Consider the following 16937-nt stretch of genomic DNA (forward strand, 5'->3'; position numbering starts at 1 on the left):
TCCTGAGAAGCGTAGCACCGACCGGATCAAACCAGACCGATGGCGGCGACAAACATATCAATCAGCTTGATGCCCACAAACGGCACGATCAATCCACCCACACCGTAAATCAGCAGGTTGCGGCGCAGCAGCGCGGCGGCTCCCACGGCGCGGTAAGGCACACCGCGCAGGGCCAGCGGAATCAGCGCAATGATGATCAGCGCGTTGAAAACCACCGCGCTCAAAATCGCCGATTCCGGACTGTGCAGGCCCATCACGTTGAGCGATGCAAGCTGCGGATAAGTGCTCACGAACGCGGCCGGAATGATCGCGAAATACTTGGCCACATCGTTCGCCACGCTGAACGTGGTGAGCGCGCCGCGCGTCATCAGCATCTGCTTGCCGGTCTCCACCACCTCGATGAGCTTGGTCGGATTGCTGTCCAGATCGACCATGTTGCCCGCCTCCTTGGCCGCCTGCGTGCCACTGTTCATCGCAACGGCCACATCGGCCTGCGCCAGCGCGGGTGCGTCGTTGGTGCCGTCGCCCGTCATCGCCACCAGTCGGCCTGCGGCCTGCTGGGTGCGGATGAGTTGCAGTTTGTCCTCAGGACGCGCCTCGGCGAGGTAATCGTCCACGCCCGCCTCGGCCGCAATCGCGGCGGCGGTGAGCGGGTTGTCGCCGGTGATCATCACCGTTTTGATGCCCATGCGGCGCAGCTCGGCAAAGCGCTCGCGGATGCCGTGCTTGACGATGTCCTTCAGCTCGATCACGCCAAGCACGCGTGCGTTGTCGGCCACCACCAACGGCGTGCTGCCACGGCGCGAGACCTCATCGACGATCTTCTGCACACCGGCCGGGAACTGGCCGCCGAGCGCCTCGACATGCTTGCGCACCGCATCGGCCGCACCCTTGCGCAGCGCACGCGGGCCGGTGCCGTCGCGCATGTCCACACCGCTCATGCGCGTCTGCGCAGTGAAGGGCACAAAGGTCGCATTCAAGGAACTCAACTCACGTTCGCGCAAGCCATGCTTTTCCTTGGCCAACACCACCACGCTGCGGCCTTCCGGCGTTTCGTCGGCCAGCGACGCCATCTGCGCGGCATCGGCCAGTTGCGCCGGCGAGATGCCGGGCGCGGGCAGAAACTCGCTCGCCTGGCGATTGCCGAGCGTGATGGTGCCGGTCTTGTCGAGCAGCAGCACATCCACGTCGCCCGCAGCCTCCACGGCGCGGCCCGATGTGGCGATCACATTCGCCTGCATCATGCGGCTCATGCCGGCGACGCCGATGGCCGAGAGCAGGCCGCCGATGGTCGTCGGAATCAGGCACACGAGCAGTGCGATCAGCACCGTCAGCCCCACAACGGATCCAGAGCCGCTCTGCGCCACTGCAAATGCAGAGAACGGGTTCAGCGTGACGATCACCATCATGAACACCAGCGTCAGGCCAACCAGCAGAATCGACAGCGCGAGCTCGTTGGGCGTCTTCTGGCGCTTGGCCGATTCGACCATCGAGATCATGCGATCCAGAAACGATTCGCCTGGGTTCACCGTGATCTGCACCACCAGCCAATCCGACAGAACCCGCGTGCCGCCGGTCACCGACGAGAAGTCACCACCGGCCTCGCGAATCACCGGTGCGGATTCGCCGGTGATCGCGCTTTCATCAACCGACGCGACGCCCTGGAGCACCGTGCCGTCAAGCGCCACCGTATCACCCGCCTCGATCAGAATCACCGCGCCGGAGCGCAGCTCGTTGGCGGGCACGGGCGTCCACTGCGCGCCGAACTGCGGCTTGGTCAGCAGCTTGGCAACCGTGTTTTTCTTCATGCCGCGCAGGCTTGCGGCCTGTGCACGGCTGCGGCCCTCGGCCAGCGCCTCGGCAAAGTTGGCGAACAGCACGGTGAACCACAGCCACAGCGAGATCAGCAGAATGAAGCCTGCGGGTGCCTCGCCCTGCCCGCGCAGCGCCTGAATCCAAAGCAGCGTGGTCAGAATCGCGCCCAAATAGACGACAAACATGACCGGATTGCGCCATTGCGCACGCGGCGTGAGTTTGCACACCGACTCCCACAGTGCATCGCGTGCCAGACCCGCTTCGAACAGCGGCAACGTAGATTTTCTCGACATGATGCTCATTCCTTCTTCTTGTTGTCACTGCCATCGAGCGCGAGGTTGAGTTCAAGCACGTTCACGCGTGGCTCGCCCAGCAGCCACAGATCACGCGGCGTGATGTGGCGGTCCACCAATCCGGAGACCTGCGCTTCCGTCAAACCACGCGCCTTGGCGACGCGCTCGGTCTGCAGCCGCGCATTCGCGACCGAGATGTGCGGATCCAAGCCAGATGCAGATGCGGTGACGGCGTCGACCGGCACCCGGTCCTGCGCGCCCAGACCATTGAGCGTGCGATAAGCCTGTACGCGCTCGGCCACGGCCGTATTCAGCGTCTGGCTGGTCACGCCCTGATTGCTCGCGGCGGCCAATGCGGCGTTGTAGGGCACGGCGATGCTTGCAGCCGGGTCTTTTGGATCCGGCGCAGTCGTCACACTCGGGCGGCCTTGGAAGTAACCCGCACCAGTGAAGTTCTGGCCGATCAGCGATGAACCGATCACCTGGCCGTTCTTCGTTATCAGGCTGCCCTGCGCCTGATGTGGAAACACAAATTTCGCCACCACCGTGGTCCCGAGCGGATAAGCCAGCCCGGTGACCAGGCACAACGCTACCGCCGCGCGGGCGCATTGCCCCATGGTCTGGCCCCAGCCCGCCTGCTCGTTTGCGGCAATACTCGGGACAATTTTCGTTTGAACCATCGTGTTCATGACACTCTCCTGCGGAGGGCCGTAGCCGCTCCGCTCAACAATCCTTGGCTTTGAAATTCCTGCTGTTTGTGAATCGTTAGCTTCACGAATACAGCTTGCCTGCCAGCACCTGCAGGTGCTCCACCACCGGACCCAGGGCCAGCGACGGCAGGAACGTCAAACCACCCACTACTAGAATCACGAACACCAGCAGGCCCATGAACAGCGGCGTCGCCGTCGGGAAGGTACCGGGGCCAGGAGGCACCGTGGTCTTGGCGGCAAGGCTTCCGGCCATGGCCAGCATCGGCAGCATGGTGAGAAAACGGCCGAACAACATGGCCAGACCAATCGTCGTGTTGAAGAACGGCGTGTTGGCGTTCAGGCCCGCAAACGCGGAACCGTTGTTGGCCGTGGCCGAGGTGTAGGCATAAAGAATCTCGGAGAAGCCGTGCGGCCCGTGGTTCGCCAGGCTCGCGCCCGCATCGGGCCAGACGGCCGCCAGCGCGGTGAAGCCCAGCACGCAGGCGGGATGCGCCAGCACCGCCAGCATCACCAACTTGATCTCGCGCGCCTCGATCTTCTTGCCGAGAAATTCCGGCGTGCGCCCGATCATCATGCCCGCGACGAACACGGTCAGGATCGCGTATTGGATGAGGTTGATGATGCCCACTCCATCGCCACCGAACACGCAGTTCAGCATCATCAGCGCAAACGGCGTGATGCTGCCCAGCGGCGTAAGTGAGCTGTGCATCGCATTCACCGAACCGGTGGTCGCGGCGGTCGTCGTGGTCACGAACAGCGCAGTGTCGGCGATACCGAAGCGCAGCTCCTTGCCCTCCATGTTGCCGCCCGGCTGCGTGGCCGTGACCGACTGATCCGCACCGGCGCGTGCCAGCAGATCACTGCCGCTTTGTTCGGCGTGGAAGGTCAGCGCCAGAAAGCCGATGAACATCACCATACAGGCACCGAACAGCACCCAGCCTTGACGGCGACGCAGCAACATTGACCCGAACGCATAGGTCAGCGCAGCAGGAATCAGCAGCATCGAGAAGATGTGCACGATGTTGGTGAGCGGGGTTGGATTCTCGAACGGATGCGCCGCATTCATGCCAAAGAATCCGCCGCCGTTGGTGCCGATGTGCTTGATGCTTTCAAGGCTCGCAATCGGGCCCATCAGGATGTTCTGTGCAGTGCCTTCCAGCGTCGTTGCCCCGACCTGCGAGGTCAGCGTCTGCGGCATGCCCTGCCACACATAGAACAGCGCGATCACAAAGCACAGCGGCAGCATCACGCGCCACAGCACGCGCATGTAGTCGACCCAATAGTTGCCCACGTCCTTGGCGTTGGTGCGGGCCAATCCGCGCACGAAGCCCGCGCCCACAGCCACGCCGGTGGTCGCGCCCGCAAACATCAGAAAGGTGATCACCACCATCTGTGTCGCGTTGGAGAGACTGGCTTCGCCCGCATACGACTGCCAGTTGGTGTTGGTAATGAAGGAAGCCGCGGTGTTGAACGCCAGATCGGGCGTCTGCGCCGCGTTGCCAAGATCACCCAAAGGCAGGCTCACCTGCAGACGCAGCAGCAGGTAGCCCAGCAACATCATGAACGCATTGGAGACCACCAGCGCCACGCCGTAGCACTTCCAGTCCATGCGCTCGTCGGGATTCACGCCGATGGCGCGGTAACTCCAGCGCTCGATGAACCAGTGCGATTCACCGGTAAAACAATGGGCAAGCCATTTGCCCATCACCACGGTCAGCCCGCCCACAATGAGCAGCACCAACACATATTCAAGCCATACCATCCACATGAGTGCTTCTCCTTGAAATCAAAGACGCACGAGGGCGGCGATCAAACCGAGCATCCCGCCGAAGCAGGCCACGGTCACGACGACATAAACGACATCCAGCATGACGCGGCTCCTCAGAATTTTTCCGGGCGCACCAGCGCATAGCCAAGATAGGCAAAAAGACCGACTGCCGCCGCAATGGCGATCCAGTCGATCCAGCTCAGAGTCCACAACATGATTTCCTCCCGTGGCGCCCGTCGGAATGAGGGCGGCGGATTACGATGGAGGAACTGTAGAAATGATCGCGTCAAGAGCCGGTTGAGAATGACGCGGCCCGTATCAAGACGGCATCAAGATGGCGTGGGTACGGGCTTTGCGGCCAGTCGCTGTACACGCCAAGCGAACCAGAACACGACGGCCAGCACGGCAAGCGCCATTAGCCCCACACCATTCCAGCCCATGTGGTTAAGAAACCAGCCTGCGCCGGCCCCAAGAATGCTTGACCCCATGTAATAGCTCCAGAGATAGAGCGACGAAGCATGCCCCTTGTTCTGCACCGCCATGCGCCCCACCCAACTGCTCGCGGTCGAATGCGCGATGAAGAACCCGCCGGTGATCAGCACGATGCCAAGCACGATCAACGTCAGACTCGTGAACCGGTTCCCGATCATCGTGCTGACCACACCCGCCGTCATGACCGCCGCACCGACGATCAGCACCTTGCCGCGCCCCATGCGATCCGCAAACGCCCCAGCCAGCGGCGAAGCGAACATGCCGAAAAGGTAGGCGTAGAAGAAATAGCTGATCTGCACCTGACTGAGCCGATACGGCGCGCCGCTCAGCAGAAAGCTCGCATAGTTGTAGATGCTGACGAACACCCCCATCAGCCCGAACGAGATGATGAACAGCGACAGGAGCCCGTCGTGCCGCAGATGCTGCGACCATGCCTTGAGGTGATAAGCCGCGCCCAACCCGGACTTGCGCACGAAGTTGCGCGACGGCGGCAGCAGCCAGATGAAACCGAACGCGAGCAGCAGATCCAGCACCGACAACGCAGCAAGCGCATACCGCCAGCCGAAATACTCCGTCAGCACGCTGGTCCCTATCCGCCCCACCATTCCGCCAAACGCCGTGCCGCCCACATACAGCCCCATCGAAAATCCCAGCCCCTTGGGGTCGATCTCTTCAAACAGATAGGCCATCACCACCGCAGGCACCCCGCCAAGCAGAATCCCTTCAAGCAACCGCGCCGCGAGCAACGCATGCCACTGCGACAAAAACGAAGCCGCCAGATTGCACAGCGCCGCAAGCGCCAGCGACACAAAGATCAGCCGACGCCGCCCCAGCCCCTCGGACAAGGCCCCCGCCACAACGATGGAGATGGCCAGGCTCGCCGTGGTCAACGACAGCGCCAGCGCACTCTGCGCCGGGCTGACACCATAAGTGGACGCGAACTCAGGCAGCAGCGGCTGCACACAATACAGCAGAGAGAAGGTAGCAAAGCCGACGAGAAACAAAGCGAGGCTGACGCGGCGATATTCGGGGGAGCCGCGTTGAATCCCTGTGACGACAGGAACATCATGGACATCGGTGCGTGATGCGGGTTGGGACTGCGCTGGCATGGAATGCGTGTCATCGGCCTCGGTGCGGGTCATTGGAAAGTGAGAAGAAATGGCAGAATCAAACCAAATTGTGCGCCCAAGACGGATGCGCTGGAGACTGGGGCATCAGCCCACAAAAGGCGCCCCGGCCCCTTCGACCGACCGATGGCATCCACACCACTCACACACAGGCTCCACAGCCCCTCATCAACGAACGACAGCCCCCGGCGAGTGGGCTCGTGGACCAGTCTGCTCATTTTCTGGGCTCTGCTCGGCACCGTCTATCTGGGCTGGCTGGTGGTCTTCTGGCCCGGCGTATTGGGCGAGGACAGCGCAGCCATCCTGATGGAAGTGGACGGGGACGGCGAATTCCGCTCAGGCAAAAGCGTGTTGTGGTACTACTTCGTGAAATGGACATATGGCCCCACGCATCTCGTCGAAGTACCAATTGCCATATTGATGCTGCTTTGTGCCTTCTTTTTCGCGCGAATGCTGGCCTGGTACTGGGATCAAAAAAGGCACGGGCTATGCCTGTTCCTGCTGATCTATATCTGCGCAGCACCGCACATGGTCTATTTCGCTGGCACGCTGTATCCGGACGCGATCTTCGCGGTCGCCGCCACGGCGCTGCTGTTCGAAATCTGGATCCTGTGTTCCGAGCGTTGGGTGAGTTGGCTCTCCTTGTGCGTCTTCACCATCGCGCTGCCTTTCGCCGTGTTTGTACGCCCCAACGGCATCATTTTTCTGGTGCCAGCCCTGTTGGCGCTCCTCTTCGTTCATGGGAAGAGCCGCCATTTGCTGACAGCGGTTCTCGGCCTGTGGTGCGCCGCAATCTACGCTGGCGCCCACTTTCACCATTCCACGACGCAGAGCGCGACGCGTTCGCTGGTTCTTTTCGAGACAGTCAAGCTCATGCAGCCTCGTGCGATGAACGAGTTCTGGCAGAAAATGCCGGACATGAATGATCCTTGGGTGCTGCGGGAGCCCAAATTGACTCCGCGCACTCTGGAGATTCTCGAAGGTCGGCTTCCCGGCAAACGTTTGTCGGATTTCTCCGACCCCGTGTACTGGGACATGCGGGTCTTCGACCCGGTGGGTCCTCAGTTGCTGACCCTTCCCGAGGCGCAAGCCGAGGAACTCGAGCATGAGTTCTTCCACCACAACCTGTGGCAGAACCTTCCCGACGTCATCGCCAGCCGCGTCAACGTCTTTCTTTCAGCGACGCTGGCACAAGGCGGCTTTCCCGCATTGAATTATTCGCCTTATGTGCTGCGCCGCATCACTGCCACATCCCAGATGCGACGATTTGGAATGTCTACCGCCGAACAGATGCTGCGCACCGTCCATCGCCTCAGCTACGGCTGGCGCTGGCTATTGTGGGCTCCATGGCTGGGACTGGGTTTGCTGATGCTGGTTGCCTTGCAAGGCACGCGCCGCAAGGACGGTTCGGCACTGCTGATCTGCATACCCACCATATTGCAGCTGTTTGCCATTTTCGCTTTTGCATCTGCTGGTGAATATCGGTATTTGTTGCTGTTTTTCACGCGGCCCCTGGCCTTGTTCCCTGTTTATTTTCGAATGCGAAACACGTGACGACTCCCAATGCGGGCCGACACTGAAAATCAGCGCATGCAGGACAAGACAACGACCCTGATTTGTTTTCCCGCGTCTCTGTAAAATACCGTCATCAGCCGTGTTTCAAAACATGAGACCCGCGCGCTCCTGACAGTCTTCTCTGGATTTCCCCTTGACATACGCCCCCGAAACCCGGCGCCGCCGCACCTTTGCCATCATTTCCCACCCTGACGCAGGTAAAACCACGCTGACGGAAAAGCTGCTGCTGTTCTCGGGCGCAATCCAGATCGCAGGGGCCGTCAAGGGCCGCAAGGCCAGCCGCCATGCCACCTCCGACTGGATGGAAATCGAAAAGCAGCGCGGTATCTCGGTCGCATCCTCCGTGATGCAGATGAGCTACCGCGATCACGTCATCAACCTGCTCGACACTCCCGGCCACAAGGACTTCTCGGAAGACACCTACCGCGTGCTCACCGCCGTGGACTCCGCGCTCATGGTGATCGACGCGGCCAACGGCGTGGAAGCCCAGACCCGCCGCCTGATCGAAGTCTGCCGCCAGCGCGACACGCCCATCATCACTTTCGTGAACAAGATGGACCGCGAAGTGCGCGACCCGCTCGACATCCTCGATGAAGTCGAGCGCGAACTCGGCATGCCCTGTTGCCCCATCACCTGGCCCGTCGGCCAGGGCAAGAGCTTCGGCGGCATCATCAACCTGCGCACACGGAGCATGACCGTTTTCGACGCGGGCAACGAGCGCCGTCCTCAAGACTTTGAAACCATCCCGCTCAGCGATGCAGACAAGCTGCGCGCGCGCTTCGGCCAAGCCTTTGATGACGCCATCGAAAGCATGGAACTCGCCGTGGGCGCCTCTGCTGAATGGGACCACGAGGCCTTCCTCGCTGGCAAACTCACCCCCGTGTTCTTCGGCTCCGGCGTGAACAACTTCGGTGTGATGGAGGTGCTTGACGCCGTCGTCGACATGTCGCCCCCGCCCGGCCCGCGCAAGAGCACGCTGCTGGTCAACAAGCAACCCGTTGAAAAGATCATCCAGCCCGAAGACTCCGGCTTCTCGGGCGTGGTGTTCAAGGTGCAGGCCAACATGGACGCCAACCACCGCGACCGTATCGCCTTCGTGCGCGTGGCCTCGGGCAAGTTCACGCACGGCATGAAGATGAAGGTGCAGCGCACCGGCAAGGAACTGCGCCCGACGTCCGTCGTCACCTTCATGAGCCAACGCCGCGAAGCGGTGGAAGAAGCCTACGCAGGCGACATCATTGGCTTCACCATCCATGGCGGCGTGCAACTGGGCGACACCATCACCGACGGTCCGAATCTGCAATTCACCGGTTTGCCGTTCTTCGCGCCCGAATTGTTCATGACGGTCGTGCTCAGAAACCCGCTTCGCACCAAGCAACTACAACAAGGCCTGATGCAGCTCGGCGAGGAAGGCGCGATTCAGGTTTTCAAACCGGAGGCCGGCGGCAACATGCTGCTGGGCGCCGTGGGTCAGTTGCAGTTTGAAGTCGTGCAGCATCGATTGAATACTGAGTACGACTGCGACATTCGCCTCGAAGGTTGCCAGTACACGGGCGCGCGCTGGATCACTGCCGATACACCCGCAGAACTGCGTGATTTCGAAAATGCCTACCCGCTGCGCATGGCACGCGACGCGGCGGATACGCTGGCCTATCTGTGCACGAGTCCTTACGACGTGCGTCTGGCGCAGGAGCGGTTTCCGAAGATTCATTTCCATCCGCTGCGGGAGCATGCGGGGCTGGCGTTGCAAACGTCCCATTGAATAGCCTAGTACTGAATCAGCACCACACTCAAACCATGCAACGCTTTGAGCTTTAAAAAATCAAATTTATTATGATCAATGCCGATTTTCATCAAAACCATCACCTACACGTAATGATTTAGGCCAATTTTATTTCACAGGTTCCTTGCCTCCGGAGAATGGGAGTTTAAGTGACCTAATATTAAAATCTCAGGGCACTTTACAGGACTAATGAAAGAGTGGAACGCTCCGTACATCAACCCAACAATTTCGACTTTGTGCGCATCCTTGCCTCGTGCATGGTGCTGTACAGCCACCATTTCGCCCTGTACAACTTGCCGGCCACTGGTATATTCGGCATGTACACATGGGGCGGTCTTGCCGTTCTTATCTTTTTTACAATCAGCGGCTATCTGGTTACCCAGAGTTGGCTTTCCGACCCGCATATCGGCCGCTTTTTTTTGCGCCGATTTCTACGGATCTGGCCCGCACTCACGCTTGTCGTTCTGGCCAGCGTGCTCATTCTAGGGTCACAACTCACTACACTGGCCACAACGGATTACTTCAATAGCCCTGAAACTTGGAGCTATCTGCGCAATATTCTTTTGGATGTACAGTTTTCATTACCGGGCGTTTTTCAAACCAATCCATTCATGGCAAGCGTTAATGGGTCCCTTTGGACGATTCCTTATGAAGTTACATGTTACATCCTACTAGGTATCGTCGGTTTTCTAGGCGGATTGAAAACTAGGCGGCGAATGCTGATCATCGCCACGCTCTACCTGATATGGTATGTCGCATCCACGCTGATCAAATATCCGGGGCAGATCAAGGCCACGCGCGAATTCGTAGCTTACTTCCTTTTGGGTGGCGCTTTATTTGCCTCGCGTGAGGTATGGATCGCACATCGGAAGATCATTTTTTTCGCACTCCTGGCATCTAGCACCTTGTTGGCAGCGGTAGGTTATCCTTTAATCGCCACTCTCGTTTTTCTCCCCTTTGCAACGATAGCCTTTGCAACGCTATCAACGCCGGCGATCAAACGCTTCGGACGTTATGGGGATCCGTCCTACGGCATCTATCTCTTCGCGTTTCCGATTCAACAAACCATAATCCAGTTCACATACAAGCAACTGAGTATATATGAGAGCATGCTGCTCGCATTATTAATCACAACAGTATTTGCGTTTGCATCTTGGCATCTTCTTGAGAAGCAATTTATAAAGTTCAAACCTTCCAGAACCAATGGCACGTTCTTTGAAATAAAAGAGGAGCGCTCACGCCATTTCTTTACTGGTACTTGGATCACATTACTGCTTATCTATGGGGCATGGTTGATACTTTTTTGGCCAGGCGTATTGGGATCTGACAGTTTTTCAATCCTATTAGAGTCAGAAACCAACCGAATTCATCAGTCGGGCAAGCCTGCGTTCTGGTTTATGTTCGTGCACCTGTTCTACGCCCCATGGCAACGTGTTGAGATTCCCATCGTTGTACAACTTCTCATATGCACTTTTCTGCTCGCGCGAATGCTGACTCGGCTAGCTCAAGATCAATTTAGAAAATCTTTTCTATTTTGCTTTGTATTTATAGCTGCCGCACCTAGCCTTGTATTCTACAATTTGGCTATGTATTCGGATGGAATCTACGCCACAGCGTTGGCTGCCCTATTACTGGAAATCTGGATCTGCTCAAAATCTAAAACCATCAGTAAAATATCCTTCGCAGTGTTCGTACTCGCCATTCCGTTCGCCGTGCTCGCGCGTCCCAATGGCATTGTCAACATGATCCCTGTCGCATTTCTGCTTTATGTACTTCAACACCGACAACGGGTAAAGTTGGCTCTAATCGCAGGCATCTGGTGCGCAGTAGGCATCTGTGGAAGCGTAATCTATAAACAGCGCAATCCGATTGGTACTCTGTACCCCGTTGTACTTTATGAAACCGTCGGCTTTCTCGAAGAACGCGTGATGAAAATACCTGAATTCGATCAGCCCAAAGTGACGCAGAAAACACTCAATGCATTACAATCAAATGGCAAGAGCATTGCTGAGATACAGAGTTTTCATGATCACTATTACTGGGATCCACTGATTTTCAACATCGATGGCCCCGCACTGCTCGGATTATCAAAAAATAATAAAACCGTCATCATCAAGGAGTTCTTTAAGAACAATTTGTGGCGAAACATTCCTGCATTTTTATCCAGTCGTGTCAATATTTTTCTGTATGCCGCTTTCGCATCCGGAGGAATCCCCTTATCACCATGGTCAACGCAATGGGTGTTGGAGCGTATTCAATCAAAATCTGTGTCTGGCGAGCACACACTCAAGTCCAATGAACTACTAAAAAAATGGTTCGATATTAGTACCAAGTACCGGTTTTTGTTCTGGACACCTTGGCTAGGTGTAGCACTAATTCTGATGACATTCTCCAAGGCATTTCTCCAACGCGACAGAGCTGCCATAGTAATTTCCGGGACGCTGCTACTCCAGTTAGTCGCAGTATTCCTGCTATCCATTGCTGGTGAATATAGGTATTTGCTGGGCTTCTTTACCGCGCCACTGGTGCTTCTACCCATTTACACAACGCTCAAAAACAAGGAATATCTTCAGACCTTGCCCCCCCGAACATCTCAAACACCTACAAACAGAGGATCATTGATAGAGCAGGGGGCTACTAGAGTATGCTGAAGAATGTTCAGACCTTGAGATTTTTTGCCGCAATATGGGTCGTCCTCCATCACATTGCCCCTCCCATCACTCCATTCAGATTCGCGCTAATTCCCGACTCTGTTAGCCAGCTTGGTTTTGCGGGAGTGGACGTATTCTTCGTGATCAGTGGTCTAATTATGGCGCAGACGACGCGTGGTCTGCCTCCCGGCCCTCGGGCCGCCGGACAATTTCTGCTCCAACGTTTCGGACGTATCTATATTGGTTGGTGGCCGTTCTTTTTACTCTACTTCATCGCCATAAAAAAGCTCAACACGATCCCTCCGCAAGTCAACCTTGCAGGATCATTTTTCCTATGGCCACAAGATCTAACCCAATACCTACTACCAATAACATGGACACTCAGCTTTGAATTATATTTCTATTTGATAGTAAGCATGATCATCCTCTTCGGGCGACAGCATGCCGTGAAGGTTTTGGGGTTACTTGGGGTGCTCATCATCGCTCTCAATGCCATATTTCATTTCAAAGGCATGTATCTCCCCCAGAATGAGGCTCTGGCCAAACGCTATCTTGTGATTCCTTTTTACGCCTCGCCGCTCATCATCGAGTTCATTGGTGGATTTCTATTGTGCGAGTACCTACATCGAAAGGAGAACCCCGTGCTGCTTCCATGGATGCTAGGAAGCTTGACGTCAATCTGGCTAGCATCTTGGTATCAATTTCAAGCTCATCTCAATGCTAGCGGCATGGCAGGCTTCTTCCACGTCATTGAGCGCTCCGTACTGTTTGGCACATTTGCAATTTGCATCAGCGCCTGTGGACTTATTCTGGAAAAAAGGAATATCACTCCATTCAAACTTCTTCAACGTTTGGGTGATGCCTCTTACAGTATTTACTTGAGCCATATTTTTTTCATTGCGGCTGCTGGAACGACCTACGTACTCACCCAGAATAAGTGGGGATTCAAAGGAAGTGTCTGGTGGCTACTGACGATAAGCATCATTCTCATTTACTCATGGATTAATTTTGCGTACATCGAAAAGCCGCTACACTATCTCTTGAAGCGGTTGATTAAGCGACTTTTGTGAAGTATTCACGGACCATTACAGAAAATAAACAGTCCTATTGAGCGAATAGGATCTTCTGACAAAAGACTGAATATACTACTTTTACTCTGTTTCACGACAAGGGATCACGAAAAATTGATACATTTTTCCATACCCCCGGAAACTCGCCTCGCTTGAGGTATGTCGCATGGCCACCGCATCAGTAAACTCCCAATGACTCCATTTCTCACCGCTATGACAGTTTTGTGCGTGCTGGGCATTTCGCTCGGACAGTTGCTATTTAAGAAGGCCGCTGCAGCGATACCTGACGCCATGTCACTGCAAAGCTGGATCTTCAACCCCTGGCTGATTGCAGCGCTTGTGCTCTACGGAATTACCACGCTCGCGTGGGTCTGGGTATTGCGCAACGCCACCTTGCAACTGGCCTATCCGTTCATGGGCCTAGCGTTCCTGATCGTGCCAGCACTTGAGTGGCTTTTTATGAGCAACCCCATTAAACTTCCAACACTGATCGGCGGAGCACTAATATTAGCGGGCATCGCCATTGCGGCGCGCGCCTAAGGACCCTCTGCACGAATCGATCGACAAGCAGCTTGTGCGGATCGGGATGAGATACAAGGCGAAAACCACAGGGATAGCCGTAGCTATCGCGAGGATTTTCAACGCTGTAGACCGCCCGAGTCCGCGCAAGCATGCGTCGATCTGATTTGTGCAGAGGGTCCCTAAAGTGGTTAACTAGTAGTCAAGCAGCCCATGAAAATTGCTGTCGCCATTCCCTGTTACAAGGTAACCCTACATGTGATGGGTGTCATCGCCGCCATTGGCCCAGAGGTCGAGGCCATTTATGCTGTTGATGACGCCTGCCCCAATCAGAGCGGTAAATTCATCGAAGAGCACAATATCGACCCACGTGTGCGCGTGCTCTACAACTCTGAAAACAGAGGCGTCGGTGGAGCGATCGTCACTGCCTACAAAGCTGCAATCGCCGACAAGATGGATATTGTCGTGAAGATCGACGGCGATGGGCAAATGAACCCCGCTCTGCTACCGCAGTTCGTGCGTCCTCTTCTGCGCAAACAAGCGGACTACACCAAAGGCAATCGATTCTTTCGTCCCGAGTCCGTGCAAAACATGCCTGCAGTGCGCTTGTTCGGTAACGCGGTACTGTCGTTTCTGACCAAGCTGAGTTGCGGTTACTGGAACAGCATGGATCCCACCAACGGCTATACGGCCATCCGCACCAATGTGCTGGAAGAGCTCCCACTCGACAAGCTCGAGCACCGCTACTTCTTCGAAACAGATATGCTGTTCCGCTTGAATACCGTACGTGCCGTGGTCAAAGACGTACCGATGGATTCGGTGTATGCCGACGAGGAGTCGAATCTCAAGATCGGCAAGATTCTGCCCGAGTTCCTTCGTAAACACCTCTCGCGACTGGGCCGTCGATATGTCTACAACTACCTAGTGCGCGACTTCAATGTAGGTACCGTCTACAGTCTGGTAGGAGTCCTGCTTGTACTTGGAGGCAGTCTATTTGGACTATTGCACTGGATATCCGGCAACGCGCACAACCAAACGGCATCCAGCGGGACCGTCATGCTTGCAGCGCTGCCAATCATCATTGGAATTCAATGCATCATCGCATTTATGCACTATGACGTGAGCAATGTACCGACGGAGCCACTGAGCATATCTCTTGACGATTTACAAGCGCCTGTTCGTCAGTCCACCAACACCGATCTCGATATTTGAACCTTGCAACTCTCCATGCGAGCTTCTTCGAATTTTCTCGCTTGTTTGCAGGCCGTATTTGCAACGTTCTTGATGGCATCGGCACAAGACTCACATGCACTAAATGCAGCTCCACCAAACACACCTAGCACGCCGTTCGTCATTGCACCAAGTTTTGTCGGGGAGTTTTTTTGTCCTAGAGCAATCGCCGACATTCGCGGGACATCAACACAGGCGCAGGCGGTCGAACTGTGTGGCAAGCATGGAGAAACCGGCTTCGCTGCCGTCAACGCACTACTTGACACACTAGAACCTGGAGGCCCGAAGGGCGATGTGCAGGTGGGTTTCACACTCACTCTGCAATTGCTTAGACTCTACAAAAAGACCGATTCCGGCTGGCAAATCGATGAAAACCACGTGAATGCGTCGCTGCAACTCATTCGCGAAATCAAACGACCGGTCGTTATCTATCTCGCTGCCGACCACTTCGACACTGTCGGCCCACTTGCCGAAGAGCTCGGCAAGGACCCACGCAACCTCATGTGGCTGAGCGACGGAATGCCTCCGCAGTTGGGCTATTTTGGCTACAAGATCTTGCCTTACACGTTGTCGACCGATCCGTCGATTCCGGTGAACAAATACCGTTACGCGGCGCTTGAATACATTGCCGGCAAGCTACGGACGCTGCCCAAAGAAGCGCAGGAACGTATCGTCGCGGTGAATCTGGTGGGTGAGCTGCATCACATGTTCCCAGACTTCGAGAACGGCATGGGTTTGAAGCAGGACGTACGCGTCACGGACTACAGCCCCGCGTCAGTCGCTGGATTCAAAACATGGCTGCGCGCCAAGTACGGAACGATGGAGGCGTTGTCCAAACGCACGAGTCTGCAATATGCGAGCTTTGACGAGGTTCCTGCACCGGCCAAAGACATCCGCAAGGATAAACTGCAAAGCTTTGGTGAACACTACGACGCTTATGCGGATGGCGTGCTTCCTATCGGCGGATGGCTGTGGGATCCCAAGCAAGCCATTAAGCGACTGGCCCTCTATATCGACGGCAAGCAGGCAGGCACAGTTAGTCAGCAATTGAATCGTCTAGATGTATACCGGGCTGTGGAGGAAATCACATCTGCCAATACTGGCTACCGCATCGACTATGACTACAGCGGTCTCAAGCCCGGCAAGCATCTAGCGCAAATCGTCGCGGTCTCAAATGACGATCACAAGTCGCTTCTGGGCGAACGAGAGTTCGTGGTGGTTCCGCGCAACCAGTCGGCCATCGGATCGCGCGCACCTAGGGGTCTTCGGAATCTACCCTCTGCCGAGAAGAGGCTGCCGAGCATCCGCACCTACATGGACATGCCAAAGCCTTTGCAGGACCTGTATTTCAATCCGCTGGCGCGCGATTGGAACGATTACCGCGCCACTCAGGTCTACAGTTTTCTTGAAGACTTCCACGCGCGCGCCCTGAAGGCAGGCATCCCGGCGGAAAAACTCTATTCCCACCAGATCGTGCCGAACGTGAACTCATCCTGGAACCAGCAGCTCTTCGCTGTCGACACGACACTGCGAGGCAACACGCCATGGAAGCAGGGACTCAACATGTACGGCGGCTCAACCGACAGCCCGTGGATGAAGTTCTTCATCGCCCAACGCAAGATCAGCGACTACGGGGTTCCCGAATTCAATCCCCAGCAATGGAAGCTCGATGGCGTGCATCTGGCCGCCATGAAGGCGCAGAAGGATAGCGGAGCACGGTTCATCTCGCCCTATTACTTCTCGGTGATCCCCCAGCGTTTCAAAGCCGCCACGGAACATGGCGTGAACCGCATGGAGCTGGGCCCCGACAATCCGAAGGACGGATCGGACAAGTTCTATCGGGCGATCATCGAATTCGCCAGACAGTGAGGAGGTCATCCGCAGGTTGCCCTCAGCTTGTGAAA

General features: G+C 56.4%; 12 protein-coding genes. 7 read left to right on the forward strand and 5 right to left on the reverse strand.

Annotated features, from left to right (window positions below):
• Positions 1-26 precede the first annotated feature (26 nt).
• From kdpB to G7047_RS18775, 5 genes are all read right to left on the reverse strand, one after another.
• Positions 27-2108 (reverse strand): potassium-transporting ATPase subunit KdpB, encoded by a 2082-nt coding sequence (gene kdpB, locus G7047_RS18755; protein ID WP_166308759.1) that lies wholly within the window; start codon positions 2106-2108, stop codon positions 27-29.
• Between the two features lie 5 nt (positions 2109-2113).
• Positions 2114-2797 (reverse strand): K(+)-transporting ATPase subunit C, encoded by a 684-nt coding sequence (kdpC, locus tag G7047_RS18760; protein WP_166308762.1) that lies wholly within the window; start codon positions 2795-2797, stop codon positions 2114-2116.
• An 82-nt stretch (positions 2798-2879) separates the two neighbouring features.
• Positions 2880-4586 (reverse strand): potassium-transporting ATPase subunit KdpA, encoded by a 1707-nt coding sequence (gene kdpA, locus G7047_RS18765; protein WP_166308765.1) that lies wholly within the window; start codon positions 4584-4586, stop codon positions 2880-2882.
• Between the two features lie 113 nt (positions 4587-4699).
• Positions 4700-4801 (reverse strand): K(+)-transporting ATPase subunit F, encoded by a 102-nt coding sequence (kdpF, locus tag G7047_RS18770; RefSeq protein ID WP_166308767.1) that lies wholly within the window; start codon positions 4799-4801, stop codon positions 4700-4702.
• Positions 4802-4915: 114 nt separating this feature from the next.
• Positions 4916-6220 carry an MFS transporter gene (locus G7047_RS18775; protein ID WP_240939177.1) on the reverse strand — a complete coding sequence of 435 codons (1305 nt, stop codon included), beginning with the start codon at positions 6218-6220 and terminating at the stop codon, positions 4916-4918.
• A gap of 177 nt (positions 6221-6397) precedes the next feature.
• On the opposite strand from G7047_RS18775, the gene G7047_RS18780 reads away from it, so the two are divergent.
• The 7 genes from G7047_RS18780 (at position 6398) to G7047_RS18810 (ending at position 16902) form a co-directional block, all read left to right on the forward strand.
• Positions 6398-7759, forward strand: a complete 1362-nt coding sequence (locus G7047_RS18780; protein ID WP_166308770.1) for a hypothetical protein — start codon at positions 6398-6400, stop codon at positions 7757-7759.
• Between the two features lie 154 nt (positions 7760-7913).
• Positions 7914-9542 (forward strand): peptide chain release factor 3, encoded by a 1629-nt coding sequence (locus tag G7047_RS18785; RefSeq protein ID WP_166308772.1) that lies wholly within the window; start codon positions 7914-7916, stop codon positions 9540-9542.
• Positions 9543-9760: 218 nt separating this feature from the next.
• The gene (locus G7047_RS18790; protein ID WP_166308775.1) at positions 9761-12214 is read left to right on the forward strand and encodes an acyltransferase; all 2454 of its coding nucleotides are present in this window, start codon (positions 9761-9763) and stop codon (positions 12212-12214) included.
• A complete protein-coding gene (locus G7047_RS18795) occupies positions 12208-13284 on the forward strand; it encodes an acyltransferase (protein WP_166308778.1) in 1077 nt (358 codons plus the stop codon). Before G7047_RS18790 ends, G7047_RS18795 begins: the two co-directional genes overlap by 7 nt.
• Before the next feature lie 192 nt (positions 13285-13476).
• Entirely contained in the window at positions 13477-13824 is a 348-nt protein-coding gene (locus G7047_RS18800; RefSeq protein WP_166308781.1) for a hypothetical protein, read from the forward strand.
• Positions 13825-14016: 192 nt separating this feature from the next.
• Complete coding sequence (locus G7047_RS18805) at positions 14017-15015, forward strand: glycosyltransferase family 2 protein (RefSeq protein WP_166308784.1); 999 nt, start codon at positions 14017-14019, stop codon at positions 15013-15015.
• A gap of 3 nt (positions 15016-15018) precedes the next feature.
• The gene (locus G7047_RS18810; RefSeq protein ID WP_240939178.1) at positions 15019-16902 is read left to right on the forward strand and encodes a hypothetical protein; all 1884 of its coding nucleotides are present in this window, start codon (positions 15019-15021) and stop codon (positions 16900-16902) included.
• The last annotated feature ends 35 nt before the right edge of the window (positions 16903-16937 follow it).

The sequence above is a fragment of the Diaphorobacter sp. HDW4A genome (assembly GCF_011305995.1).
Lineage (GTDB): Bacteria > Pseudomonadota > Gammaproteobacteria > Burkholderiales > Burkholderiaceae_C > Diaphorobacter_A.

Coding starts and splice junctions, on each gene's coding strand:
- kdpC (WP_166308762.1), bottom strand. CDS start 2,797: ATGAACACGATGGTTCAAACGAAAATTGTCCCGAGTATTGCCGCAAAC.
- kdpB (WP_166308759.1), bottom strand. CDS start 2,108: ATGTCGAGAAAATCTACGTTGCCGCTGTTCGAAGCGGGTCTGGCACGC.
- G7047_RS18795 (WP_166308778.1), top strand. CDS start 12,208: ATGCTGAAGAATGTTCAGACCTTGAGATTTTTTGCCGCAATATGGGTC.
- G7047_RS18775 (WP_240939177.1), bottom strand. CDS start 6,220: ATGACCCGCACCGAGGCCGATGACACGCATTCCATGCCAGCGCAGTCC.
- G7047_RS18805 (WP_166308784.1), top strand. CDS start 14,017: ATGAAAATTGCTGTCGCCATTCCCTGTTACAAGGTAACCCTACATGTG.
- G7047_RS18800 (WP_166308781.1), top strand. CDS start 13,477: ATGACTCCATTTCTCACCGCTATGACAGTTTTGTGCGTGCTGGGCATT.
- kdpF (WP_166308767.1), bottom strand. CDS start 4,801: ATGTTGTGGACTCTGAGCTGGATCGACTGGATCGCCATTGCGGCGGCA.
- kdpA (WP_166308765.1), bottom strand. CDS start 4,586: ATGTGGATGGTATGGCTTGAATATGTGTTGGTGCTGCTCATTGTGGGC.